Annotated in this window: 17 protein-coding genes; 12 read left to right on the top strand and 5 right to left on the bottom strand. The window is 72.8% G+C overall.

The genetic code is table 11. The features are described 5' to 3' along the window. Positions 1–100: 100 nt before the first annotated feature. The 3 genes from OG393_RS15830 to OG393_RS15840 are packed head-to-tail and all read left to right on the top strand — an operon-like array spanning position 101 to position 3,032. Complete coding sequence (locus tag OG393_RS15830) at positions 101–973, top strand: DUF5819 family protein (protein WP_327375300.1); 873 nt, start codon at positions 101–103, stop codon at positions 971–973. Beyond that, complete coding sequence (locus tag OG393_RS15835; protein WP_442817316.1) at positions 970–2,286, top strand: HTTM domain-containing protein; 1,317 nt, start codon at positions 970–972, stop codon at positions 2,284–2,286. Before OG393_RS15830 ends, OG393_RS15835 begins: the two co-directional genes overlap by 4 nt. Then, positions 2,283–3,032: a TrmH family RNA methyltransferase gene (locus OG393_RS15840; RefSeq protein ID WP_327375301.1), complete on the top strand. Its 750-nt coding sequence runs from the start codon at positions 2,283–2,285 to the stop codon at positions 3,030–3,032. The genes OG393_RS15835 and OG393_RS15840 overlap by 4 nt, the downstream gene beginning before the upstream one ends. A 38-nt stretch (positions 3,033–3,070) precedes the next feature. On the opposite strand, the gene paaN is transcribed toward OG393_RS15840, so the two are convergent. Then, a complete protein-coding gene (paaN, locus tag OG393_RS15845) occupies positions 3,071–4,765 on the bottom strand; it encodes a phenylacetic acid degradation protein PaaN (protein WP_327375302.1) in 1,695 nt (564 codons plus the stop codon). 124 nt (positions 4,766–4,889) lie between these two features. Between paaN and OG393_RS15850 the strand changes: the two genes are divergently transcribed. Together OG393_RS15850 and OG393_RS15855 are read left to right on the top strand one after the other, a co-directional pair. After that, entirely contained in the window at positions 4,890–6,488 is a 1,599-nt protein-coding gene (locus OG393_RS15850) for a 3-hydroxyacyl-CoA dehydrogenase (protein WP_327375303.1), read from the top strand. Beyond that, complete coding sequence (locus OG393_RS15855; protein ID WP_327375304.1) at positions 6,485–7,078, top strand: TetR/AcrR family transcriptional regulator; 594 nt, start codon at positions 6,485–6,487, stop codon at positions 7,076–7,078. The genes OG393_RS15850 and OG393_RS15855 overlap by 4 nt, the downstream gene beginning before the upstream one ends. A 316-nt stretch (positions 7,079–7,394) precedes the next feature. Here the strand turns inward: OG393_RS15855 and OG393_RS15860 are convergent, their stop codons facing one another. Then, positions 7,395–8,009, bottom strand: a complete 615-nt coding sequence (locus OG393_RS15860) for an Lrp/AsnC family transcriptional regulator (protein ID WP_327375305.1) — start codon at positions 8,007–8,009, stop codon at positions 7,395–7,397. 170 nt (positions 8,010–8,179) lie between these two features. Between OG393_RS15860 and pdhA the strand changes: the two genes are divergently transcribed. The 7 genes from pdhA to OG393_RS15895 all read left to right on the top strand — a co-directional run bounded on the left by pdhA (position 8,180) and on the right by OG393_RS15895 (position 16,383). Then, positions 8,180–9,346 (top strand): pyruvate dehydrogenase (acetyl-transferring) E1 component subunit alpha, encoded by a 1,167-nt coding sequence (gene pdhA, locus OG393_RS15865; RefSeq protein ID WP_327375306.1) that lies wholly within the window; start codon positions 8,180–8,182, stop codon positions 9,344–9,346. Continuing rightward, positions 9,346–10,362, top strand: coding sequence for an alpha-ketoacid dehydrogenase subunit beta (locus tag OG393_RS15870; protein ID WP_327375307.1), 1,017 nt, complete (start codon positions 9,346–9,348; stop codon positions 10,360–10,362). Before pdhA ends, OG393_RS15870 begins: the two co-directional genes overlap by 1 nt. Then, on the top strand, positions 10,362–11,729 hold the full coding sequence (locus OG393_RS15875) for a dihydrolipoamide acetyltransferase family protein (protein ID WP_327375308.1): 1,368 nt from the start codon (positions 10,362–10,364) through the stop codon (positions 11,727–11,729). The genes OG393_RS15870 and OG393_RS15875 overlap by 1 nt, the downstream gene beginning before the upstream one ends. Before the next feature lie 277 nt (positions 11,730–12,006). Then, positions 12,007–12,912, top strand: a complete 906-nt coding sequence (locus tag OG393_RS15880; RefSeq protein WP_327378443.1) for an NTP transferase domain-containing protein — start codon at positions 12,007–12,009, stop codon at positions 12,910–12,912. Next, positions 12,909–14,276: a molybdopterin molybdotransferase MoeA gene (locus OG393_RS15885; protein WP_327375309.1), complete on the top strand. Its 1,368-nt coding sequence runs from the start codon at positions 12,909–12,911 to the stop codon at positions 14,274–14,276. Before OG393_RS15880 ends, OG393_RS15885 begins: the two co-directional genes overlap by 4 nt. Positions 14,277–14,296: 20 nt before the next feature. Then, entirely contained in the window at positions 14,297–15,358 is a 1,062-nt protein-coding gene (locus OG393_RS15890) for a potassium channel family protein (protein WP_442817418.1), read from the top strand. Positions 15,359–15,396: 38 nt separating this feature from the next. Then, the gene (locus OG393_RS15895) at positions 15,397–16,383 is read left to right on the top strand and encodes an NAD(P)H-quinone oxidoreductase (protein WP_327375311.1); all 987 of its coding nucleotides are present in this window, start codon (positions 15,397–15,399) and stop codon (positions 16,381–16,383) included. 150 nt (positions 16,384–16,533) lie between these two features. Here the strand turns inward: OG393_RS15895 and OG393_RS15900 are convergent, their stop codons facing one another. From OG393_RS15900 to OG393_RS15910, 3 genes are all read right to left on the bottom strand, one after another. Next, on the bottom strand, positions 16,534–17,076 hold the full coding sequence (locus OG393_RS15900; RefSeq protein ID WP_442817317.1) for a bacterial proteasome activator family protein: 543 nt from the start codon (positions 17,074–17,076) through the stop codon (positions 16,534–16,536). Positions 17,077–17,172: 96 nt separating this feature from the next. Next, the gene (locus OG393_RS15905; RefSeq protein WP_327375312.1) at positions 17,173–20,034 is read right to left on the bottom strand and encodes an ABC transporter permease; all 2,862 of its coding nucleotides are present in this window, start codon (positions 20,032–20,034) and stop codon (positions 17,173–17,175) included. Further along, a complete protein-coding gene (locus OG393_RS15910) occupies positions 20,031–20,765 on the bottom strand; it encodes an ABC transporter ATP-binding protein (RefSeq protein ID WP_327375313.1) in 735 nt (244 codons plus the stop codon). The genes OG393_RS15905 and OG393_RS15910 overlap by 4 nt, the downstream gene beginning before the upstream one ends. Positions 20,766–21,127 lie beyond the last annotated feature (362 nt).

Here is a 21,127-nt window from a genome sequence, read left to right on the forward strand (position 1 = left end):
GACCGATCGTTCGGTTGAATGACTTCAATGGTGAGTCGGCGGCCCGTATGGTGTCAACCCTGTGGATAACCGAGGTGGACCGAGCGGGATCGGGGCGGGGATGGACTCGTACGGCGACGGGGGCGTGCGCGAGGGGGACGACGCCCCGGGAACACCGGCTCAGACCCCGGCTCAGACCCCGGCCGAGGGAGCGTCCGCACCGGCTTCCGACCCGCTCGCCGACCGGACCGCGATAGCCGGCACCGCCCCTTCGGCGGACACCTCCCCCGGGCCCTCGGCCGCTCCGGACCGCCCGGCGCAGGTGCCCGGCGCGGGCGTGCTGGCGCTGTCCCTGCCCTCCCAGGTGATCGCCGCCGTCGCGCTCGCGGTCATCGGGGTCTTCGCCTGCGTCCACCTCGCGATGGTGTTCCTGCATGTCGCACCCTCGAACACGGTGACCAAGCAGCACGGCGACGCCGTCGACGGCTGGATCTTCCCGGAGTTCGAGCAGAACTGGAAGCTCTTCGCTCCCAACCCGCTTCAGCAGAACGTCGCCGTCCAGGCCCGCGCGGAGATCGCCGCCGACGACGGCACGCGGCGCACCAGCGACTGGATCGATCTGTCGGCGCAGGACGCCGCGGCGATCCGCGGCAGCCTGCTGCCCAGCCACGTCGACCAGAACGAGCTGCGCCGGGGCTTCGACTTCTACCTCAACTCCCACACCGACGACTTCCGCCCCCGTGGCGTGCGCGGAAGCCTCTCGGAGCGGTACATGCGACGCATCGTGATGCTCCGCCTCGACGGCGAGAGCCTTGGTGGAACGGTGCGGCAGATACAGCTCCGCTCGAAGACGCGCGCCGTCCAGTCCCCGTCCTGGAGCGGGGTGCGGATCAACACCCAACCCGCCTACCGGGTCCTGCCCTGGTGGCAGGTGACCGCCGCCGACCTGCCGGCCGGCGGGCGGAGCGACGACCGTACGGAGGCCGGCCGGTGAGACGCCCCGCCCCGGACCGGGCCGTGACCACGCCGGCCGACGTGCTGTCCGAGCCGTACGGGCCACCCGGGACACCCGGAGGGCCCGCGCCGCGTCCGGCGGCCCGCGAACCCTTCGACCGAGCGCTGGCCCGCGCCGTCCAGCGCGTCACGGCCACCGCGCTCGGCCCCTACCAGACCGCGGTCGTCAGGATCGGCTTCTCCCTCACCTGGCTGCTCTTCCTGCTGCGCGAGCTGCCCCACCGCCATGAGCTGTACGGCCCCGACGGCCCCTGGTCCTGGGAGATGGCCCGTCGGCTGATCGCCGACAACCATGCCTTCTCCGTGCTGATGTGGTCCGACAGCGGACTCTGGTTCGAGATCGTCTACGGGCTCGCGGTGCTCTCCTCGGCCTTGATGCTCCTGGGCTGGCGCACCCGCGCCGTCTCGGTGGTCTTCATGGCCGGGGTGCTGTCGCTGCAGAACCGCTCCATCTTCATGGGCGACGGCGGCGACAACGTCGTGCACCTCGTCGCCCTCTACCTCGTGCTGGTCCGATGCGGCCAGGTCTGGTCGCTCGACGCCCGCCGCCGCGCCCGCGAGGCCCGCGAGGCGGACCTCGGCCGGCCCGCCCGCCGCGACGTCGTCGGTCCCCTGCTCTGGACCGTGCTCGGCGTTCTCCTGCTCGTCGCCACCTCCTACTCCCCCGTCACGGGCGAGTGGTGGCTCATCGTGCTGCTGTGGGCGCTCTGGGCGGCGCAGGCGCTGTGGTGGCTGGCCTGCCGTCACGCCCCCGGTGAGCCACGCACCCTCCTCGACGTGCTCGCCAACCTCACCCACAACGCGGCACTCCTCGTGATCATGGCCGAGGTCTGTCTGATCTACGCGACCGCCGGCTGGTACAAGATCCAGGGGTCACGCTGGCAGGACGGCACAGCGCTGTACTACCCGCTCAAGCTGGACTACTTCTCCCCGTGGCCGGCGGTCTCCGACCTGCTCGGCTCCAGCGCGCTGATGGTGCTGCTGCTGACCTACGGAACCGTCGCCGTGCAGGTCGCCTTCCCGTTCACCCTCTTCAACCGCAAGGTGAAGAACGTCCTGCTGGTCGCGATGATGCTGGAGCACGCCGGGATCGCCGTGATCCTGGGCCTGCCCTTCTTCTCGCTGGCGATGATCTCCGCGGACGCGGTCTTCCTGCCGACGGCCTTCCTGGTGTGGCTGGGATCGCGGGCGGAACGGGGCAAGGACCGACTGCTCGCGCGCCGGCCGGCCGGGGCGATGCCCGGACCACGCCGTGCCGACGAGGATGAGCCTCCCCGTACCCTCGTCGGGTGAGCACCACCGAACAGCCGAGCGCGTCGCCCCCGACGGCGGGCCCCGCCGGGCCCGCCCGGCACGAACCTGCCCTCCAGGGCCCGCCCGGCCCGGAGGCCGGCGGCGAGCCCGTCCAGTACGACGAGGGGTACGCCCCCGAGGTCGGCGTCGGGCCGCATCCCCTGCCCTGGCCCCAGGACGAGCGGTACGACCCCGAACTTCTGGCCGCCGGGGACCGCCGCAACGTCGTCGACCCCTACCGGTACTGGACGCGGGAGGCGATCGTCGCCGACCTGGACGCCCGGCGCCATGACTTCCACGTCGCGGTGGAGAACTGGGGCCACGACTTCAACATCGGTTCGGTGGTGCGGACCGCCAACGCCTTCCTGGCGAAGGAGATCCACATCGTGGGGCGCCGTCGCTGGAACCGGCGCGGGGCGATGGTCACCGACCGTTATCAGCACGTGCGGCACCACCCGGACACGCGGTCACTGACCGCATGGGCGGCGGCCGAGGGCCTGCCGATCATCGGCATCGACAACCTGCCGGGCGCGGTGCCCCTGGAGCGGACCGTGCTCCCGCGCCGCTGCGTGCTGCTCTTCGGGCAGGAAGGCCCGGGGCTCACCGAGGACGCCCGCCGGCACGCGGCCCAGGTCTGCTCGATCGCCCAGTTCGGCTCCACCCGGTCGATCAACGCGGGTGCCGCCGCCGCGATCGCCATGCACGCCTGGGTGCAGCGCTACGCGGAGATCGCCGACACCCCGTAGGGAGCGCGGAGGCCCGACGCGCCTCCGCGCACCGTGCGTCAGGCATGCCGACGGACCTCCACCACCCGGAAGCGGCTGGACACGAACGCGCCGTCGCACAGCGCCGCGTTCGCGGCCGGGTTGCCGCCGGAGCCGTGGAAGTCGGAGAACGCGGCGGTCTGGTTGACGTAGACGCCACCCGTCAGGTTCAGCGAGAGCTGGGCCGACTCCTCCAGGCAGACCTCCTCGATCGCCCGCTCGGTGGCCGCCGAGGTCGTGTACCCGCCGACCGTCATCGCGCCCTTCTCGCGCACCGTCCGCCGCAGCAAGTCCAGGGCGTCCTCGGTCGAGTCGACCGCGACGGCGAAGGAGACGGGGCCGAAGCACTCGGAGAAGTAGGCGGCCTCCGTGTCCGGCTTGGAGCCGTCCAGCTTCACGATGACGGGCGTCCGGACGACCGCGTCCGGGAAGTCCGGATGTACCACCTCGCGGGAGGCCAGGGCGACCTCGCCGAGCCCCGCGGCGGCCTCCAGGCGGGCCTTCACGTCCGGGTTGACCAGGGCGCCCAGCAGCGCGTTGGCCCGGGCGTCGTCGCCCAGCAGCCCGCCGACCGCGGCGGCCAGATCGGCGACCACCTCGTCGTACGACTTGGCGCCGGCGTCGGTGCTGATGCCTTCGCGGGGGATCAGCAGGTTCTGCGGGGTGGTGCACATCTGGCCGCTGTACAGGGACAGCGAGAAGGCCAGGTTCGACAGCATGCCCCGGTAGTCGTCGGTCGAGTCGACGACTACCGTGTTGACGCCGGCCTTCTCGGTGTAGACCTGCGCCTGGCGGGCGTTCGTCTCCAGCCAGTCGCCGAAGGCCGTGGAGCCGGTGTAGTCGATGATCCGGATCTCGGGACGGACGGCGAGGGTCTTGGCGATGCCCTCGCCGGGCCGCTCGGCCGCCAGGGCGACCATGTTGGGGTCGAATCCGGCCTCGGCGAGGACCTCGCGGGCCACGCGGACCGTGAGCGCCAGGGGAAGGACGGCGCGCGGGTGCGGCTTGACGAGCACCGGGTTGCCGGTGGCCAGGGAGGCGAACAGGCCGGGGTAGCCGTTCCACGTCGGGAAGGTGTTGCAGCCGATCATCAGCGCGATGCCGCGGGCGACCGGGGTGAACTCCTTGGACAGCTTCAGCGGGTCCCGCTTGCCCTGCGGCTTGGCCCAGTCGGCGCTGCCCGGGGTGCGGGTCTGCTCCGCGTACGCGTACGCCACGGCCTCCAGGCCGCGGTCCTGGGCGTGCGGGCCGCCGGCCTGGAGCGCCATCATGAACGCCTGGCCGCTGGTGTGCATCACGGCGTGCGCGAACTCGTGGGTGCGGGCGGAGATACGGGCGAGGATCTCCAGGCAGACCAGGGCGCGGGTCTCGGCGCCGGCGTCCCGCCAGGCGCCCATGCCGGCGCGCATCGCGGGCAGCAGGACGTCGATGTCGGCGTGCGGGTACTCCACACCGAGCGCGGGGCCGTAGGGCGAGACCTCGCCGCCGGTCCAGCCGTCCGTGCCGGGCTGGTCGAGTTCGAAGCGGCCGTCGAGCAGCGCGGTGTACGCGGCGAGGCCGGCGGCGGCGTCCAGGGAGCCGTTCTCGCCGTACGCCTTGGGGTGCTCGGGGTGGGGCGACCAGTAGGCACGGGTGCGGATGGTGTCGAGAGCCTGGTCGAGTGTCGACCGGTGCTTCTCGGCCAGGGCGTCGGTGGTCAGCAGAGCGGCGGCCATTGCGGGACCAACTCCTCGTCGAGCTGGGCAGGGACGGGCGGACAGAGTTAGAGTAACCGAACGATCGGTCGGGACAAGGGGGTCTGTCGAAGCTGTGGACAACCCATCGGGGAGGATCAGTCTTATGACCGCCAATGTGAGCGACGTCCCGCCGGGCAGCGGGGCCGACGCCATCGACCGGAGCCGTACCGTCGCCGTCGTGGGCACGGGCACCATGGGCCAGGGGATCGCCCAGGTCGCGCTGGTCGCGGGCCACCCCGTCCGTCTCTACGACAGCGCGCCCGGCAGGGCCGAAGCCGCGGTGACGGCGCTCTCCGCCCGCCTGGACCGGCTGGTCGAGAAGGGCCGGATGGACCGGGCCGCCCGCGAGGGCGCCGTCGCACGGCTGTACGCCGCCACGGACCTGACTGACCTCGCCGACGCCGCTCTGGTCGTCGAGGCCGTCGTCGAACGGCTGCCGGTCAAGCAGCAGCTCTTCGCCGAGCTGGAGAAGATCGTCGGCGACGACACCGTCCTCGCCACCAACACCTCCTCCCTCTCCGTCACCGCCATCGCCGGCGGACTGCGCCTGCCCGGCCGGTTCGTCGGACTCCACTTCTTCAACCCCGCCCCACTGCTCCCGCTCGTCGAGGTGGTCAGCGGTTTCGCGACCGACGCGTCCGCCGCCACGCGCGCCTTCGAGACGGCGAAGAGCTGGGGGAAGACGCCGGTGCGCTGCGCCGACACCCCCGGGTTCATCGTCAACCGCGTGGCGCGCCCCTTCTACGCGGAGGCGCTGCGGGTGTACGAGGAGGGGGTGGCCGACCCCGCGACCATCGACGCCGCCCTGCGCGAATGCGGGGGCTTCCGGATGGGGCCCTTCGAGCTGACCGACCTCATCGGCCAGGACGTGAACGAGGCGGTCACCCGCTCGGTCTGGGAGTCCTTCCACCAGGACCCCAAGTTCACGCCCTCCCTGGCCCAGCGCCGCCTCGTGGAGTCGGCGCGGCTCGGCCGCAAGTCGGGCCACGGCTGGTTCCCGTACGGGACGGACGCGCCGGCCGCCGCGCCGCACACCGCGCCGCCCGCCGAGCCGCCGGCCTCCGTGGTCGTCCAGGGCGACCTGTATCAGGCCGCGCCGCTGGCCGAGCTGTTCCGGGAGGCGTCGATCGCCGTAGGCTTCGAGGAGGACGCGGTACCCGGCTACCCGGGGTGGATCGAGCTGCCGAGCGGGACCCGGCTGTTCCTGGCGGACGGCACCGCCGCCGACGACGCCGAGATGCCCGTGATCCACTTCGATCTCGCGCTGGACTACCGCACCTGTGAGCGCATCGTGCTGGCCCCGGCCGTGACGGTGGACGACCGGTCGCTCCGGGATGCGATCGGCCTCTTCCAGGCGGCCGGCAAGAAGGTCAGCGTGATCCGCGACGTGCCCGGCATGATCGTCGCCCGCACGGTCGCCATGCTCGTCGACTTCGCCCTCGACGCCGCCGCGCGCGCCGTGGCGGACGCCGACGACATCGACACCGCGATGCGGCTCGGTGTGAACTACCCGCGCGGTCCACTGGCCTGGGGCGAGGAGCTGGGGGCCGGCTGGGTCCTGGAGATCCTGTCGAACCTCCACGAGGAGTACCCGACGGGCCGCTACGCGCCCTCCCAGGCGCTGCGCCGCCGGGTCGCCGCCGAACTGGCCGCCCAGGCCCGCGCCGAGCAGTCCGCGGCGGGCGAGGAGAGCGCGTCATGACGACGGCGAAACGCGACACGTACACCCCCGAGACCCTGCTCTCCGTCGCCGTCCGGGTGTTCAACGAGCGCGGCTACGACGGCACCTCGATGGAGCACCTGTCCAAGGCGGCGGGGATCTCGAAGTCCTCGATCTACCACCACGTCACGGGCAAGGAGGAACTGCTGCGGCGGGCCGTCAGCCGCGCCCTGGACGGGCTCTTCGCCGTGCTCGACGAGCCCGGGGCCACCCGCGGCCGGGCCATCGACCAGGTCGAGTACGTCACCCGCCGCACCGTGGAGGTGCTCATCGCGGAGCTGCCGTACGTGACGCTGCTGCTGCGGGTCCGCGGCAACACCACGACCGAGCGGTGGGCCCTGGAGCGCCGCCGCGAGTTCGACCAGAAGGTGGCGGAGCTGCTCAAGGCCGCCGCCGCGGACGGGGACCTGCGGGCGGACGTGGACATACGGCTCGCCACCCGGCTGCTCTTCGGCATGATCAACTCGCTGGTGGAGTGGTACCGGCCGCATCCGGGCGCGGAGGCGGAACGGGAGCAGCTGGCCGACACCGTCGCCCACCTCGCCTTCGACGGGCTGCGGACGGCCCGCTGAGAGGCCCCGAGGGGGTGGCTTCGGGGCTCCTCGACGGGTCCGCCGGGCGCTCCCCTCGCGGTCGGGCCTCCCGGGCCTGCCGGCCGTCGCCGGGGCGCGGTCCGGGAGGGGCCGACGGCCCGACCCCGGGTACGCACGCCTGCCGCCCGCCCGGCTTCCCGGACTCTGTCGGCGCGCCCGGACGGCGCCCGGCCCGCCTGCTTGCCGCCCGCCCCGCCCGCCCGTCCTCGTCGGTCGCCCGTTCGGCCGTGCGCCCGCGTGTCCGTTCGGCCGTCCCTGCCCGCGGGGCTCCCCCGACGGTGTGCGCGCGGGGTCCTCAGCCCGGGTGGTCCGGGTCCAGATCGGTCTCCTCGAAGACCAGCAGAGTGCGGGTGGAAAGCACCTCGGGGATCGACTGGAGCTTGGTGAGCACCAGCTCGCGGAGCGTCCGGTTGTCGGGGGTGTGCACCAGGAGCAGAACGTCGAAGTCGCCGCTGACCAGCGCGATGTGGGCGGCCCCCGGCAGCGCCTGGAGCTGTTCGCGCACGGTCCGCCAGGAGTTCTGGACGATCTTGAGAGTGATGTAGGCGGACGCTCCCTGGCCCGCCCGCTCGTGGTTCACCCGGGCACTGAAGCCGCGGATCACCCCGTCGTCGATGAGTCGGTTGATCCGGGCGTACGCATTGGCCCGGGAGACGTGGACCCGCTCGGCCACGGAGCGTATCGAGGCGCGTCCGTCCGTCTGGAGGATGCGCAGGATGTCCCGGTCGACGGCGTCCAGCGGCCGGGCCGAAGGGCCGCCCTGGGGCGTTCCGACGACACCCGGCGACGCGCCCCCGGAGGCGGCGCCCTGGGCCTGGCCGTGTGCCGCTCCCGGGGCCGCTCCCTGTGTCTGACCCGGGCCCTGGCTCAGCGCCCGCTCCCAGCCGTCGGCCATTTGTTCATCCGTCATGTCCCCCCGCCTCTCTCCCATGGACGACATGTCTCCATCCCAGGCTGTGGAGAACCGTTTGTCCACAGGCTGAGGGTGCCTGTAGCCAAAATGCCTCCGCGACCGAACAATCGGTAGGTGAGGCGCGCCACACCCCGCGCCACCCGTCTTCGGGTCTTATGCCCGCTCCCATGGAGGAGGTGGACTCGTTGCAACAGCGCAGTTCGACAGTCCAAGAGCCGCCCGCCACCGTTGCCTACCGGCCCATCCCGCCCCCGGCGTGGAAGCCGCGCACCGACCCCGGCCCGCTCCTGCCCGACGCCGAACCGTTCCGTGTCCTCGGCACGGACGCGGTGGCCTCGGCCGACCCCGAGCTGTTGCGACGTCTCTACGCCGAGCTGGTGCGGGGCCGCAGGTACAACGCGCAGGCCACCGCTCTCACCAAGCAGGGCCGTCTCGCGGTGTACCCGTCGACCACCGGCCAGGAGGCATGTGAGGTCGCCGCCGCGCTCGCCCTGGAAGAGCGCGACTGGCTCTTCCCCTCGTACCGCGACACCCTCGCCGCCGTGGCCCGCGGCCTCGACCCGGTCCAGGCGCTGACGCTGCTGCGCGGCGACTGGCACACCGGGTACGACCCGCGCGAGTACCGGATCGCCCCGCTGTCCACCCCGCTCGCCACCCAGCTTCCCCACGCGGTCGGCCTGGCCCACGCCGCCCGGCTCAAGGGAGACGACGTGGTCGCGCTCGCCATGGTCGGCGACGGCGGCACCAGCGAGGGCGACTTCCACGAGGCGCTGAACTTCGCGGCCGTCTGGCAGGCCCCCGTGGTCTTCCTGGTGCAGAACAACGGCTTCGCGATCTCCGTGCCGCTCGCCAAGCAGACGGCCGCCCCCTCCCTGGCCCACAAGGCCGTCGGCTACGGCATGCCGGGTCGCCTCGTCGACGGAAACGACGCCGCCGCCGTCCACCAGGTGCTCGCCGAGGCCGTGGCCCGCGCACGGCGCGGCGGCGGACCGACGCTGGTCGAGGCCGTGACCTACCGCATCGACGCCCACACCAACGCCGACGACGCCACCCGCTACCGCGGGGACGGCGAGGTCGAGACCTGGCGGGCCCACGACCCCATCCTGATCCTGGAGCGCGAGCTGACCGAGCGCGGCCTGCTCGACGACGAAGGAAAGCGGGAGGCGGCGGAGGCCGCCGAGACGATGGCGGCCGCCCTCCGCGAGCGGATGAACGCCGACCCGGTGCTCGACCCGATGGACCTGTTCGCGCACGTCTACGCCGAGCAGACGGCACAGCTGCGCGAGCAGGCGGCGCAGCTGCGCGCCGAGCTCGACGCCGAGAGCGAGGCGTGATGACGACGAAGACGGCGGCCAGGGCGGCCAAGCCGGCCACGATGGCGCAGGCTCTCCAGCGCGCCATGCGCGACGCGATGGCCGAGGACCCGACCGTCCATATAATGGGCGAGGACGTCGGCACGCTCGGCGGTGTCTTCCGGGTCACCGACGGCCTCGCCAAGGAGTTCGGCGAGGACCGCTGTACGGACACCCCGCTGGCCGAGGCCGGCATCCTGGGCACGGCCGTCGGCATGGCGATGTACGGGCTGCGGCCGGTCGTCGAGATGCAGTTCGACGCCTTCGCCTACCCGGCGTTCGAGCAGCTCATCAGCCATGTGTCGCGGATGCGGAACCGTACGCGCGGCGCACTGCCGATGCCGCTGGTCGTCCGGGTGCCCTACGGCGGCGGAATCGGCGGGGTGGAGCACCACAGCGACTCCTCCGAGGCCTACTACATGGCGACACCGGGACTTCACGTCGTCACCCCGGCCACGGTCGAGGACGCCTACGGGCTGCTGCGGGCGGCGATCGCCTCCGACGACCCGGTCGTCTTCCTGGAGCCCAAGCGGCTGTACTGGTCCAAGGCCGACTGGTCCCCCGAGGCCCCGACGGCGGTGGAGCCCATCGGCAAGGCCGTGGTCCGCCGCAGAGGCCGGAGCGCCACCCTGATCACCTACGGACCCTCCCTGCCGGTCTGCCTGGAGGCGGCCGAGGCCGCGCGGGCCGAGGGCTGGGACCTGGAGGTGGTCGACCTGCGCTCGCTGGTGCCCTTCGACGACGAGACGGTCTGCGCCTCGGTGCGCCGCACCGGGCGAGCGGTCGTCGTGCACGAGTCGACAGGCTTCGGCGGACCGGGCGGGGAGATCGCCGCGCGGGTGACCGAGCGCTGCTTCCACCACCTGGAGGCGCCGGTGCTCCGGGTCGCCGGTTTCGACATCCCGTACCCGCCGCCGATGCTGGAGCGGCACCACCTGCCGGGCGTGGACCGGGTGCTCGACGCGGTCGCGCGCCTCCAGTGGGAGGCGCAGAGCTGATGGCCCAGGTACTCGAGTTCAAGCTGCCGGACCTCGGCGAGGGTCTGACCGAGGCCGAGATCGTGCGCTGGCTGGTCGACGTCGGCGACGTCGTCGCCATCGACCAGCCGGTCGTCGAGGTGGAGACGGCCAAGGCGATGGTGGAGGTGCCCTGCCCCTACGGCGGTGTGGTCACGGCCCGATTCGGCGAGGAAGGCACCGAACTGCCGGTCGGGGCGCCCCTGCTGACGGTCGCGGTCGGCCGTGCGGCCGGCCCCGGAGCCGCGGCGTCCGACGCGACGGAGACGGAGCCGGCCCCCGCCCCGGCGGAGGCCCCCGCCGCCTCGGAACACTCCGGCAACGTCCTGGTGGGCTACGGGACGGCCGGGCCAGCGGCACGACGGCGCAGGGTGCGCAGAGACGTCGTGCCGGCGGTTGCCGCGGCACCGGCCGCTCCGACGCCCGCACCGCCCGTGTCCGCCCCCGCGGTCCCCGTCGTGGCCGTGGAGGGACCGGTGCCGGTGATCTCGCCGCTTGTACGGAAGCTGGCCCGTGAGCAGGGGCTGGACCTGCGGGAGATCCCCGGGTCGGGGCCGGACGGGCTGATCCTGCGGGCGGACGTGGAACGTGCCGCCACCGGGTCCGTGCGCCCCGCTCCGGCCGTCGCCGCCCCGGTGTCCGCGGCGGCGCCGGCCGCAGCCGGTGAGCGGGTTCCGCTGCGCGGTGTGCGCGGCGCGGTCGCCGACAAGCTCTCGCGCAGCCGTACGGAGATCCCGGACGCGACCTGCTGGGTCGACGCGGACGCCACCGCCCTCATGGCGGCACGCTCCGCGATGAACGCGGCGGGCGGTCCGAAGGTCTCGCTCCTCGCGCTGCTCGCCCGGATCTGCACCCACGCCCTCGGGCGCTTCCCGGAGCTCAACTCCACCGTGGACACGGCGGCCAGGGAGATCGTCCGGCTGCCTTCGGTGCACCTCGGGTTCGCGGCGCAGACCGAGCGCGGCCTGGTCGTCCCGGTGGTCCGCGAAGCGGGCGCGCGGACGGCGGAGTCGCTGACGGAGGAGTTCGCCCGGCTGACGGCGTCCGCCCGTGACGGGAAGCTGACTCCGGCGGACCTGACCGGGGGGACGTTCACCCTGAACAACTACGGGGTGTTCGGGGTCGACGGCTCCACGCCGATCATCAATCACCCCGAGGCGGCGATGCTCGGAGTCGGCCGGATCATCCCCAAGCCCTGGGTCCATCAGGGAGAGCTGGCTGTCCGTCAGGTCGTCCAGCTGTCGCTCACGTTCGACCACCGGGTCTGCGACGGCGGCACGGCGGGGGGCTTCCTCCGCTACGTCGCGGACTGCGTCGAGCAGCCCGCGGTCCTGCTGCGCACGGTCTGACCCCCGGCGCGCGGTGGCCCGAGCGCGTACGCGCACGGGCCGTCCGCGCGCCGGTGCCCACGCGTCCCGGCTGCCGGGCACCCGCGTACGGACGTTCCGACGGTGCGCGGGTCCGTGCGTCCCGACACGCCCCGCCGGTCCGGAACGCCCCTTCGTCCCGTCCGGCCTTGGGGGCGGGGCGGCGTGCGTCGGGTGAGGGCGGGCCGTCTCCGTGGGCGAGACAGATCGACGATCTTCGGGGTCTGCTCCCCGGGAAGCGGCCCATACTGCTGGGATGATGACCGAGTATGACGCCGTCGTCCTGGCGGGAGGCGCCGCCAGGCGACTCGGGGGCGTGGACAAACCCGGCGTCCGGGTCGGCGGCCGGGCCCTTCTCGACCGGGTCCTGGCCGGGTCTCGCGGTGCCGGGAAGACCGTCGTCGTCGGTGGGCGGAGGACCACCGTACGGCCCGTCGAATGGGCCCGGGAAGATCCGCCCGGCGGGGGACCGCTGGCCGCGCTCGAGGCCGGCACGCGCCGGACCACGGCCGCCGTCGTGCTCGTACTCTCCGCCGATCTGCCGTTCTTCCGGGAGGAGACCGGCCGGCGTCTCCTGGACGCCCTCGCAGCCACGCCCGGGGCGGACGCCGCGTTCCTGGTCGACGAGGGCGGACGTGACCAGCCTCTCGTCGCCGCCTACCGCAGCGCCCCGCTCCGGCGGGCGCTGCGGGACATCGCCACCGAGCACGGCGTCCTCACCGGTCTGCCGCTGCGCCTGCTCGCCCGTGAACTCGATCTCACCCGGGTCGAGGCCGGGCCCCTGACCTCCTTCGACTGCGACACCTGGGAGGACATCGCCACGGCCCGAGCCCACATCAGGGAGCATGAGTACGTGCTGGAAGAATGGATCACCGCAGTCAAGGACGAACTGGGCATCGAGCTGGACGTCGACACCGGCGTACTGCTCGATCTCGCCCGCGACGCCGCTCACGGCGTCGCCCGCCCCGCCGCTCCCCTGACCACCTTCCTGGTCGGTTACGCGGCGGCCAAGGCGGACCCCGGCGGCGGGCCGGAGGCCGTGGCCGAGGCCGCGCGCAAGGCCGTGGCGCTCGCCCACCGCTGGGCGGCCGAGGCGGACCAGGGCGTGTCGGGCGAGAGTGTGTCGGACGAGAGCAGGACAGGCCAGGACGAGGCAGGAAGATGACCCCGCAAGAGCGCGCGGCGACCGAGCCGGAGAGCGACGGAGTGGACGAGGCATTGGCCCTCGTCGCCCCGCCCCGCCCCGCCGAGCCGCATCGCGCCACCCCCTGGCCGGACGCCCGGTCGACGTCCGCACGCGCCGGAGCGGCGGCCCGTGCGGCCGGCGCGGCCGGCGGCGCACCCCGCCATGTCCCCCTCGGGCGAGCGCTGGGCCGTATGCTCGCCGAGCCGCTCCGCGCCCTCACCGATCTGCCGTCCTTCGACACCTCCGCCATGGACGGCTGGGCGGTCTCGGGCCCGGGGCCCTGGAAGATCCACGAGGAGGGCGCCGTCCTCGCCGGACACGCCCCGGCCGCCGCACTGGCCGACGGCACGGCGGTGCGGATCGCCACCGGGGCGCGGATTCCCTCCGAGACCACGGCCGTCATCCGCAGCGAGCACTCCCGGTCCTCCTCCGGCGGACAGGTGCACGCCCTGCGAGAGGTCCAGCCCGGTCAGGACATCCGTCCACGCGGGCAGGAATGCCGTTCCGGCGATCCGCTGCTGCCCGCCGGGACACCGATCACCCCGGCCGTCCTCGGCCTCGCCGCCGCGGCCGGATACGACGACCTGCCGGTCCTGCCCCGCCCGCGCGTGGAGGTCCTGGTCCTCGGCGACGAACTGCTCACCGCCGGACTACCCCACGACGGCTTCATCCGCGACGCACTCGGCCCGATGCTCGGTCCCTGGTTGGACACACTCGGCGCGGAGGTCCTCGCCACCCACCGGGTCGGCGACGACGCCGAGGCCCTGCGCGCGGCCGTCACCGGATCCGAGGCCGATCTGGTGATCACCACCGGCGGTACCGCCGCCGGGCCTCTGGACCACGTCCACCCCGTCCTCGCGTCGGCGGGTGCCACCCTCCTGGTGGACGGTGTGAAGGTCCGCCCCGGCCACCCGATGCTGCTCGCCCGCCTCGGGGGTGAAGCGCCGGGCCGCCACCTGGTCGGACTGCCGGGCAACCCGCTGGCCGCCGTGTCGGGCCTGCTCACCCTCGCCGAACCCCTGCTCCGGGCCCTCACGGGCGCCCCGGTGCCTCCGCCCCGCCGGGTGCCGGTCCGCGACGAGGTGCACGGCCATCCGCAGGACACCCGACTCGTCCCGGTCGCGTACGACGGGGACCGGGTCGTCCCTCTGCACTACAACGGGCCGGCGATGCTTCGGGGGATCGCGGCGGCCGACGGAATGGCCGTCGTCCCGCCCGGCGGTGCGCGGCCCGGCGACCCGCTGCAGATCCTCGACCTCCCCTGGTCGGTGTCGCTCGCCCAGGAGCGGGCTTCCGTCCGGTCCCAGACTCACGGCGTGCCCGAAGGAACGTGTTTCACGTGAAACTACCCAGCCGTGACGTCATGGCCCGTCAGGCCGAGGAGAAAACGGCCCCCACCCGGGTCAGGATGCCCCGACGCGTCGTCGAGAAGCCTCTCCAGCAGGTGGGCAAGAGGCTGTTGATGGCCTTGGGCGTGCTGGCCGTCACCACGCTGATCGTCTACATGGACCGGTCCGGCTACCACGACAACGCCAACCAGACGCTCGACTTCCTCGACTGCGCCTACTACGCGACCGTGACGCTCTCCACCACCGGGTACGGCGACATCGTCCCGTACAGCGACTCGGCGAGGCTCGTCAACATCCTGCTGGTCACGCCATTGCGCGTGCTGTTCCTGATCATCCTGGTCGGCACCACTCTCGAGGTCCTCACCGAACGGACCCGGGAGGAGTGGCGGCTGAACCGCTGGAGGTCCACCTTGCGTGACCACACCGTCATCGTCGGCTTCGGCACCAAGGGGCGGTCCGCGATCCAGACGCTCTGCGCGACGGGACTGCGCAAAGAACAGATCGTCATCGTCGACCCGTCCAGCAAGGTGATCGAGACGGCGAACGCCGATGGCTTCGTGGGTGTGATCGGTGACGCGACCCGCAGCGACGTGCTGCTCCGCGCCGAGGTGCAGAAGGCCCGTCAGATCGTGATCGCCACCCAGCGCGACGACACCGCCGTGCTGGTCACGCTGACCGCACGCCAGATGAACAGGGGCGCGAAGATCGTCGCCGCCGTCCGCGAGGAGGAGAACGCGACGCTGCTGCGTCAGTCCGGCGCGGACGCCGTGATCACCAGTGCCAGCGCGGCCGGTCGGCTGCTGGGCCTCTCCGTGCTCAGCCCCAGCGCGGGCACGGTGATGGAGGACCTGATCCAGCAGGGCTCGGGTCTCGACCTGGTCGAGCGGCCGGTCATAAAGTCCGAGGTCGGCAAGAGCGTGCGGGAGACCGAGGACCTCGTGGTGAGCGTCCTGCGCGGGCACCGGCTGCTCGGCTACGACGATCCCGCGGCCAGCCCGCTCCAGTTGACGGACCGTGTGATCACGATCGTGCGGGCCGAGCCCGTCACCCCGTTGAGCACCCCGCGGCAGGACTGACAGACCGTACGCCCGCGAGCCGGAGTAGCCTCGCGGCCATGTATGCGATCACGATTCCGGACCCCGGTGGCCCCGACGCCCTCGTGTGGGCGGAGGTGCCCGATCCCGTGCCCGGTGAGGGCGAGGTTCTCGTCGAGGTGGCGGCGAGCGCCGTCAACCGCGCCGATCTGCTCCAGCGCCAGGGCTTCTACGACCCGCCGCCGGGCACCTCGCCGTACCCCGGTCTCGAATGCTCGGGCCGGATCGCCGCGCTCGGCCCGGGGGTGTCCGGCTGGTCCGTCGGGGACGAGGTGTGCGCGCTGCTGGTCGGAGGCGGCTACGCGCAGAAGGTCCTCGTCCCCGCCGGCCAGTTGCTCCCGGTACCGGACGGCGTGGATCTCGTCACGGCCGCCGCGCTGCCCGAAGTCGCCTGCACGGTCTGGTCCAACGTCTTCATGATCGCCCACTTGCGTCCCGGTGAGACGCTGCTCGTCCACGGCGGGGCGAGCGGCATCGGCACGATGGCCATCCAGCTGGCCAAGGCGGTCGGCGCCCGGGTCGCGGTCACCGCGGGCGGCCCCGGAAAGCTGGCGCGCTGCGCGGAACTGGGCGCGGACATCCTCATCGACTACCGCGAGCAGGACTTCGTCGAGGAGGTGGGCAAGGCGACGGGCGGAAACGGCGCGGACGTCATCCTGGACATCGTGGGCGCCAAGTACCTGGACCGTAACGTGAAGGCGCTCGCGGTCAACGGGCGTCTCGCCGTCATCGGGCTCCAGGGCGGCGTGAAGGGCGAGCTGAACCTGGCCGGACTGCTCGCCAAGCGGGCCGCGATCACGGCGACCACGCTGCGTGCCCGCCCGCTCCATGAGAAGGCCGCCATCGTCGCCGCCGTCCGCGAACACGTCTGGCCGCTGATCGGGGCGGGCACGGTGCGTCCGGTCGTCCACCGTACGGTGCCGATGGCGGAGGCCGCGGAAGCCCACCGCGCCCTGGAGTCCGGCAGCCACGTCGGCAAGGTCCTACTCCTCGCCCCGCGGGACTGACGGTTCCTCCGCACCGGAGCCGTACGGTGCCGCACCGGGGCCGTGCCGGGCCCGCACCCGCGCCAGGTGGTGGGACGGCAGCACCGCGCCCCGTCGGCCCGCAGGCCGACGGGGCGCGACAAGCGGGACCGGCCCGCGGACGGACGGCGCCTACAGATACGGACCGGAGCGGAGCGTGTGGCCGTGGTCGCCTTCGCCATCCTCGTGCGAGACGCCCGGGGGCAGCGCACGGCGCATCTGCTCCAGCTGCGCCCGGGCCGCCATCTGCTGGGCGAACAGGGCCGTCTGGATGCCGTGGAAGAGCCCTTCGAGCCAGCCCACCAACTGGGCCTGCGCGATCCGCAGTTCCGCCTCGGAGGGGATGGCGTCGTCGGTGAACGGCAGGGAGAGCCGCTCCAGCTCCTCCACCAGCTCGGGCGCGAGCCCGTCCTCCAGCTCCTTCACCGAACCGGCATGGATGTCCTTCAGCCGGACCCGGCTCGCCTCGTCGAGGGGGGCCGCCCTGACTTCTTCCAGAAGCTGCTTGATCATGCTACCGATGCGCATGACCTTCGCAGGCTGCTCGACCATCTCTGTCACCGGGACCTCGCGGGACTCGTCGTCGCCATGACTGCCGCCGAGCGCCATCCCGTCCTGTCCGACGATGAGGACCGGGGGACTCTCCTGCGACCGTTCATTCCTCGGCATATCCATGCCGCCATTCTCTCGCACACGTGCCTCCTCACACGGTGTGCCCCCGTACGGGGGTGATCCACCCTCGTACGGGGGCACAAGAAGGCCCTGAACCGGTCAGATCGCCGCGCGGCGGGCGAGTGCGCCGTGTGAGCGGGTCACGAGCGCGGCCAGCAGCGCCGCTCCGAGCGGGACGGCCACCAGCAGGAGTGCCAGCGTCTCCCAGGGGACGACGACGGGCACGTACGGCGGTTCCTGGAAGAGTCCCCAGCCCTCGTCCAGCGCGACCTGGTAGAAACGCTCCTGTTCCCGCTGCTCCGTGAAGCGCAGTCCCACCGCAGGCAGCACACCGGCGGCGGAGCCGAGGATCACACCCATCGCGGCGACCACACCGCACTGGAAGCCGCTGAGGGTCCGGCGGACCCGAGGCGAGGCGCCGACGGCGGCGAGCGTCTTGAGATCGGCCTCGGCGTCGGCCTGGGCCAGGCCGGTGGCGATTCCGGCGGCCCCGATGGTGACGAGACCGGCGAAGATGGTCAGCAGGGCGAGCACGATGCTGTTCTTGCTGACGAAACCTTCCTCCAGGGTGAGGTCGACATCGCTGCCGAGCTTGGCGATCTCCGCGTCGAGCTTCTGCCGCTGCTCGGAACTCGGCATGTGGTCGGTCGAGTAGTACGACCCGATGGGGACCGTGGTCAGGCCGACGGCCTTCGCCGCGGCCGGGGTGAGCAGGCCCTGGAGACCGTACGACCGCTCGCTCTTCGGCATCAGATAGGCGGGCAGGGACCTGACCTCGCCGGGCACGGGCCGACCCGCCCGCTCGGCCTCCTCGGCCTTCTCCAGGTCCGTGATCAGCTTGATGCCGATCATGCCGGTCTTGTCGACCTGCGCCTTGGCGAAGGTGACGATCTTGCCGTCGGCGAGGGCCCGCTCGGCGCCCGCGTCCTGGATGCCGAGAACCTTCAGCATCCGGGCGTCACCGACCAGCAGCCCGCCCTCGACGTACACACTGCCGGTCTCACCCTCCTTGCAGCGCCAGTCCTCGGCCAGCCTCTGCCGCTCCGCTTTGGAGAACCGGTCGAAGGGGTCCTGGCCGTCGGGGACCGAAGCCCACAGCGGGCACACGTTCGGCTCGGGGATGACGACCTCGTACCGACCACAGCCGGCACCTTCGCCCCACGGGGCACAGCCCGGCTTGCCGACCACGCCGCGTGCGACGTCCGCCTGGACGTCGATCGGCATCAGGCGCTGGACGGCCTCGCGGACCGCCGGGACATCACGGCCGCCTTCCTCCACCACCAGCGCCGACATCGTTCCGTGCGGCAGCCGCGCCTGGTACGTGTCCCGGTTCTGGGCCTCGCTGCTCGCCGCGTAGGTGGCGACGGCGACGGTACCCGCGACCGCGGCCAGCACCGCGGCGACGGCGGGCGCCGTGCGGCCGCGGTTGCGCACGGCGTCCCGCAGCGCCAGGCGCGGGGACAGCGGCATCCAGCGCCCGGCCCGGCCGAAGAGGCCGACCAGTGCCGGGGTCAGCGCGACGACGCCGAGTTCGGCGATGGCACTGCCGCCCGCGACGACCACGAACTGGTCGGAGACCATCGAGCCGTACAGCGCGATCACGGCGCCGAGCAGCACTGCGCCCAGGCCCACCAGAGGCAGGACCCGGCTGCTGTGCCGGACTCCGCGACGACCGGTGAGCGAGGCGAGAACGGTCTGACGCGAGGAGGTGACGGCCGGGACGATCGCGGCCAGCAGGCCGGTCAGCACGGCGAGCAGGGCGATTCCCAGAAGCTCCACCGGTCGCATGTCGAAGCCGCCGAACCGCTTCCCTATGTAGTCCTCGAGAAGGGGCCGCAGGGCGAAGGTCAGCACCAGTGCGAGGACCGTGCCGATCACGGCCGCGGCGACGCCGATGACGAGTCCGCCGCTCAGCACGATGGCGCGGATGTGACTGCGGTCGCCGCCGTTGGCCCCGACGAGGCCGAGCTGGCGCCGTGAACGGCGGGCCCCGACGGCGAACGCGGGCCCGGCCAGGAGGCAGATCTCCAGCATGGCGAGACCGACCGCGGTGCCGACCGCGGCGAGCTCGGCCGCGCGGGCCGCCGTGCTGACCTCGTAGGTGCCCCAGCCCTCCTTCTGGTAGAGCGGGACCTCGGAGTCGGCGGGAGGGTCCAGCAGGACGGCACGCGAGGAGACGGCCACGCCCTTGGTGTTGATCTGCTGGACCATGTTCCACGTGAAACCACCCGACAGCTTCACCAGATACGTGGTGGAGAAGTCGGGCTTCACCAGGCCGGCCTTCTCGGCGGCCTTCGCGTGAGGCGCCAGGAGGGCGCCGGGCAGGGCGTTGACCTGGTCGGCCTTCAGCTCGTCGGGGAGCTCGTAGGAGCCGACGATCCGGTACGGCTTGTCGAAGCCACGGGCGGTGAGGGTCGCCCCGACGGTCAGACCGCTGGTCTCCAGGAAGTGGGTGGTCACGGCGACCTCGTCCGCCTTCCGGGGGAAGCGGCCCTCCTGGAGGGTCATGATGCCCTTCGCGATCGGCTCGGCCGCCCGGAGTTCGCGGATGTCGGTCCGCAGCAGCCCGTGCGTGGTCGTGAGCTTGACCTGCCCGATGGTGTCCGTGAGGACCTCGGAGCCGGCCGGTATCGCCTGGGTGACATCGGTCGGGCCGCTCGGCCAGGCGGCCCGGTCGTCGTACTCCTGCGCCGGGGCGTTCATCTGGTGGTCCGGAGCCTGGAGGATCGGCACACCGCCGTACTGGGCGTCGACGAAGCGGGCGTCGGCCGCGCCCAGGGTGCGGTCCAGCTGTTCCTCGGTGGAGAGCTGGGAGCTGCGGAAGGTGAGATCGGCGGCGCTCACCCCGAGGATCGGCAGGCCGATCATGGCCAGGACCAGGAAACTACGCCCCTTGTAGCGCCAGGCGTCGCGGCGCGCGATGCGGATCGCAGCGCGCCAGGAGGAGAGCCATGTGCTCACTGTTCGACCGCCTGACCGCTCAGGAGGGAGTCGGCCCCGGTGCGCACGGTCTGGTCGACGACCGCGCCGTCACGCAGGAAGACGACGCGGTCGGCCCAGGCGGCGAACCGCGGCTCATGGGTGACCAGGACACCTGCCGCACCGCCGTCGCAGCGGCTGCGCAGCAGGGCGAGCACGGATTCCCCGGTCTCGGAGTCGAGGGCGCCGGTCGGCTCGTCGGCCAGGACGAGGCGACGGTCGCCGACGAGGGCGCGGGCGATGGCCACCCGCTGCTGCTGGCCCCCGGACATGTCGTCGGGGAAGCGGTCGGCGAGGTGGCCGAGCTCCATCTCCGTGAGTGCGGCGAGTGCCTCGCCACGGGCCCTGCGTGCGGAGACGCCGTCCAGCTCGCGGGGGAGGGCGATGTTCTCGACGGCGGTGAGAGCGGGGATGAGGTTGTAGTCCTGGAAGACGTAGCCGATGCTGCGTCGGCGCAGGGCCGCGAGCGTCTTGCGGCCGGCGGTGGTGATGTCGGTGTTCTCGACGATCACCCGGCCGGAGGTGGGTGTGTCGAGTCCGCCGGCGATGGTCAGCAGAGTGGACTTGCCGGAGCCGGACGGGCCCATGACGGCGACGAGTTCACCGGCGTGGACGTCGAGGTCGATACCCCGCAGGGCGTGCACCTCGGTGGCGCCCGAGCCGTGGACACGGGTCAGGTTCTGGAGTCGCAGCACGGGCTGCTGTGCGGACATGGAGAGGTCCCCCTTGGTCGTGCGTCGAGTGACGGTCGCGCGGGGTCCGGGACGGACCGGCGGCCGGTCGAGGTACGCGGTGGTCGGAGAGGTACGGAGGGGTGCCGCCGGGATCTCCCGGCGGCGGGGTCGTGCGAGGTCCGGGGCCCGCGCGGCGGCGGAGCGAGGGCGTGGCGCGCTGCCACGCGCCGCCGGACGCGGATGGCATCCGGTGCGGCACCGGGAGGCACGAAGCGGCACGGCTTGACCCGCGGCGGAGCCGCGTGCGATGGGGCCGCGTGCGATGGGGCCGTGAGTCGGATACGGAGGGACGCGGTGGGGTGGGGCGTGCGGAGGGATGCGGGGTGTCGCGGTGAGCCGGG

Source organism: Streptomyces sp. NBC_01216 (genome assembly GCF_035994945.1).
Taxonomy (GTDB): Bacteria; Actinomycetota; Actinomycetes; order Streptomycetales; family Streptomycetaceae; genus Streptomyces.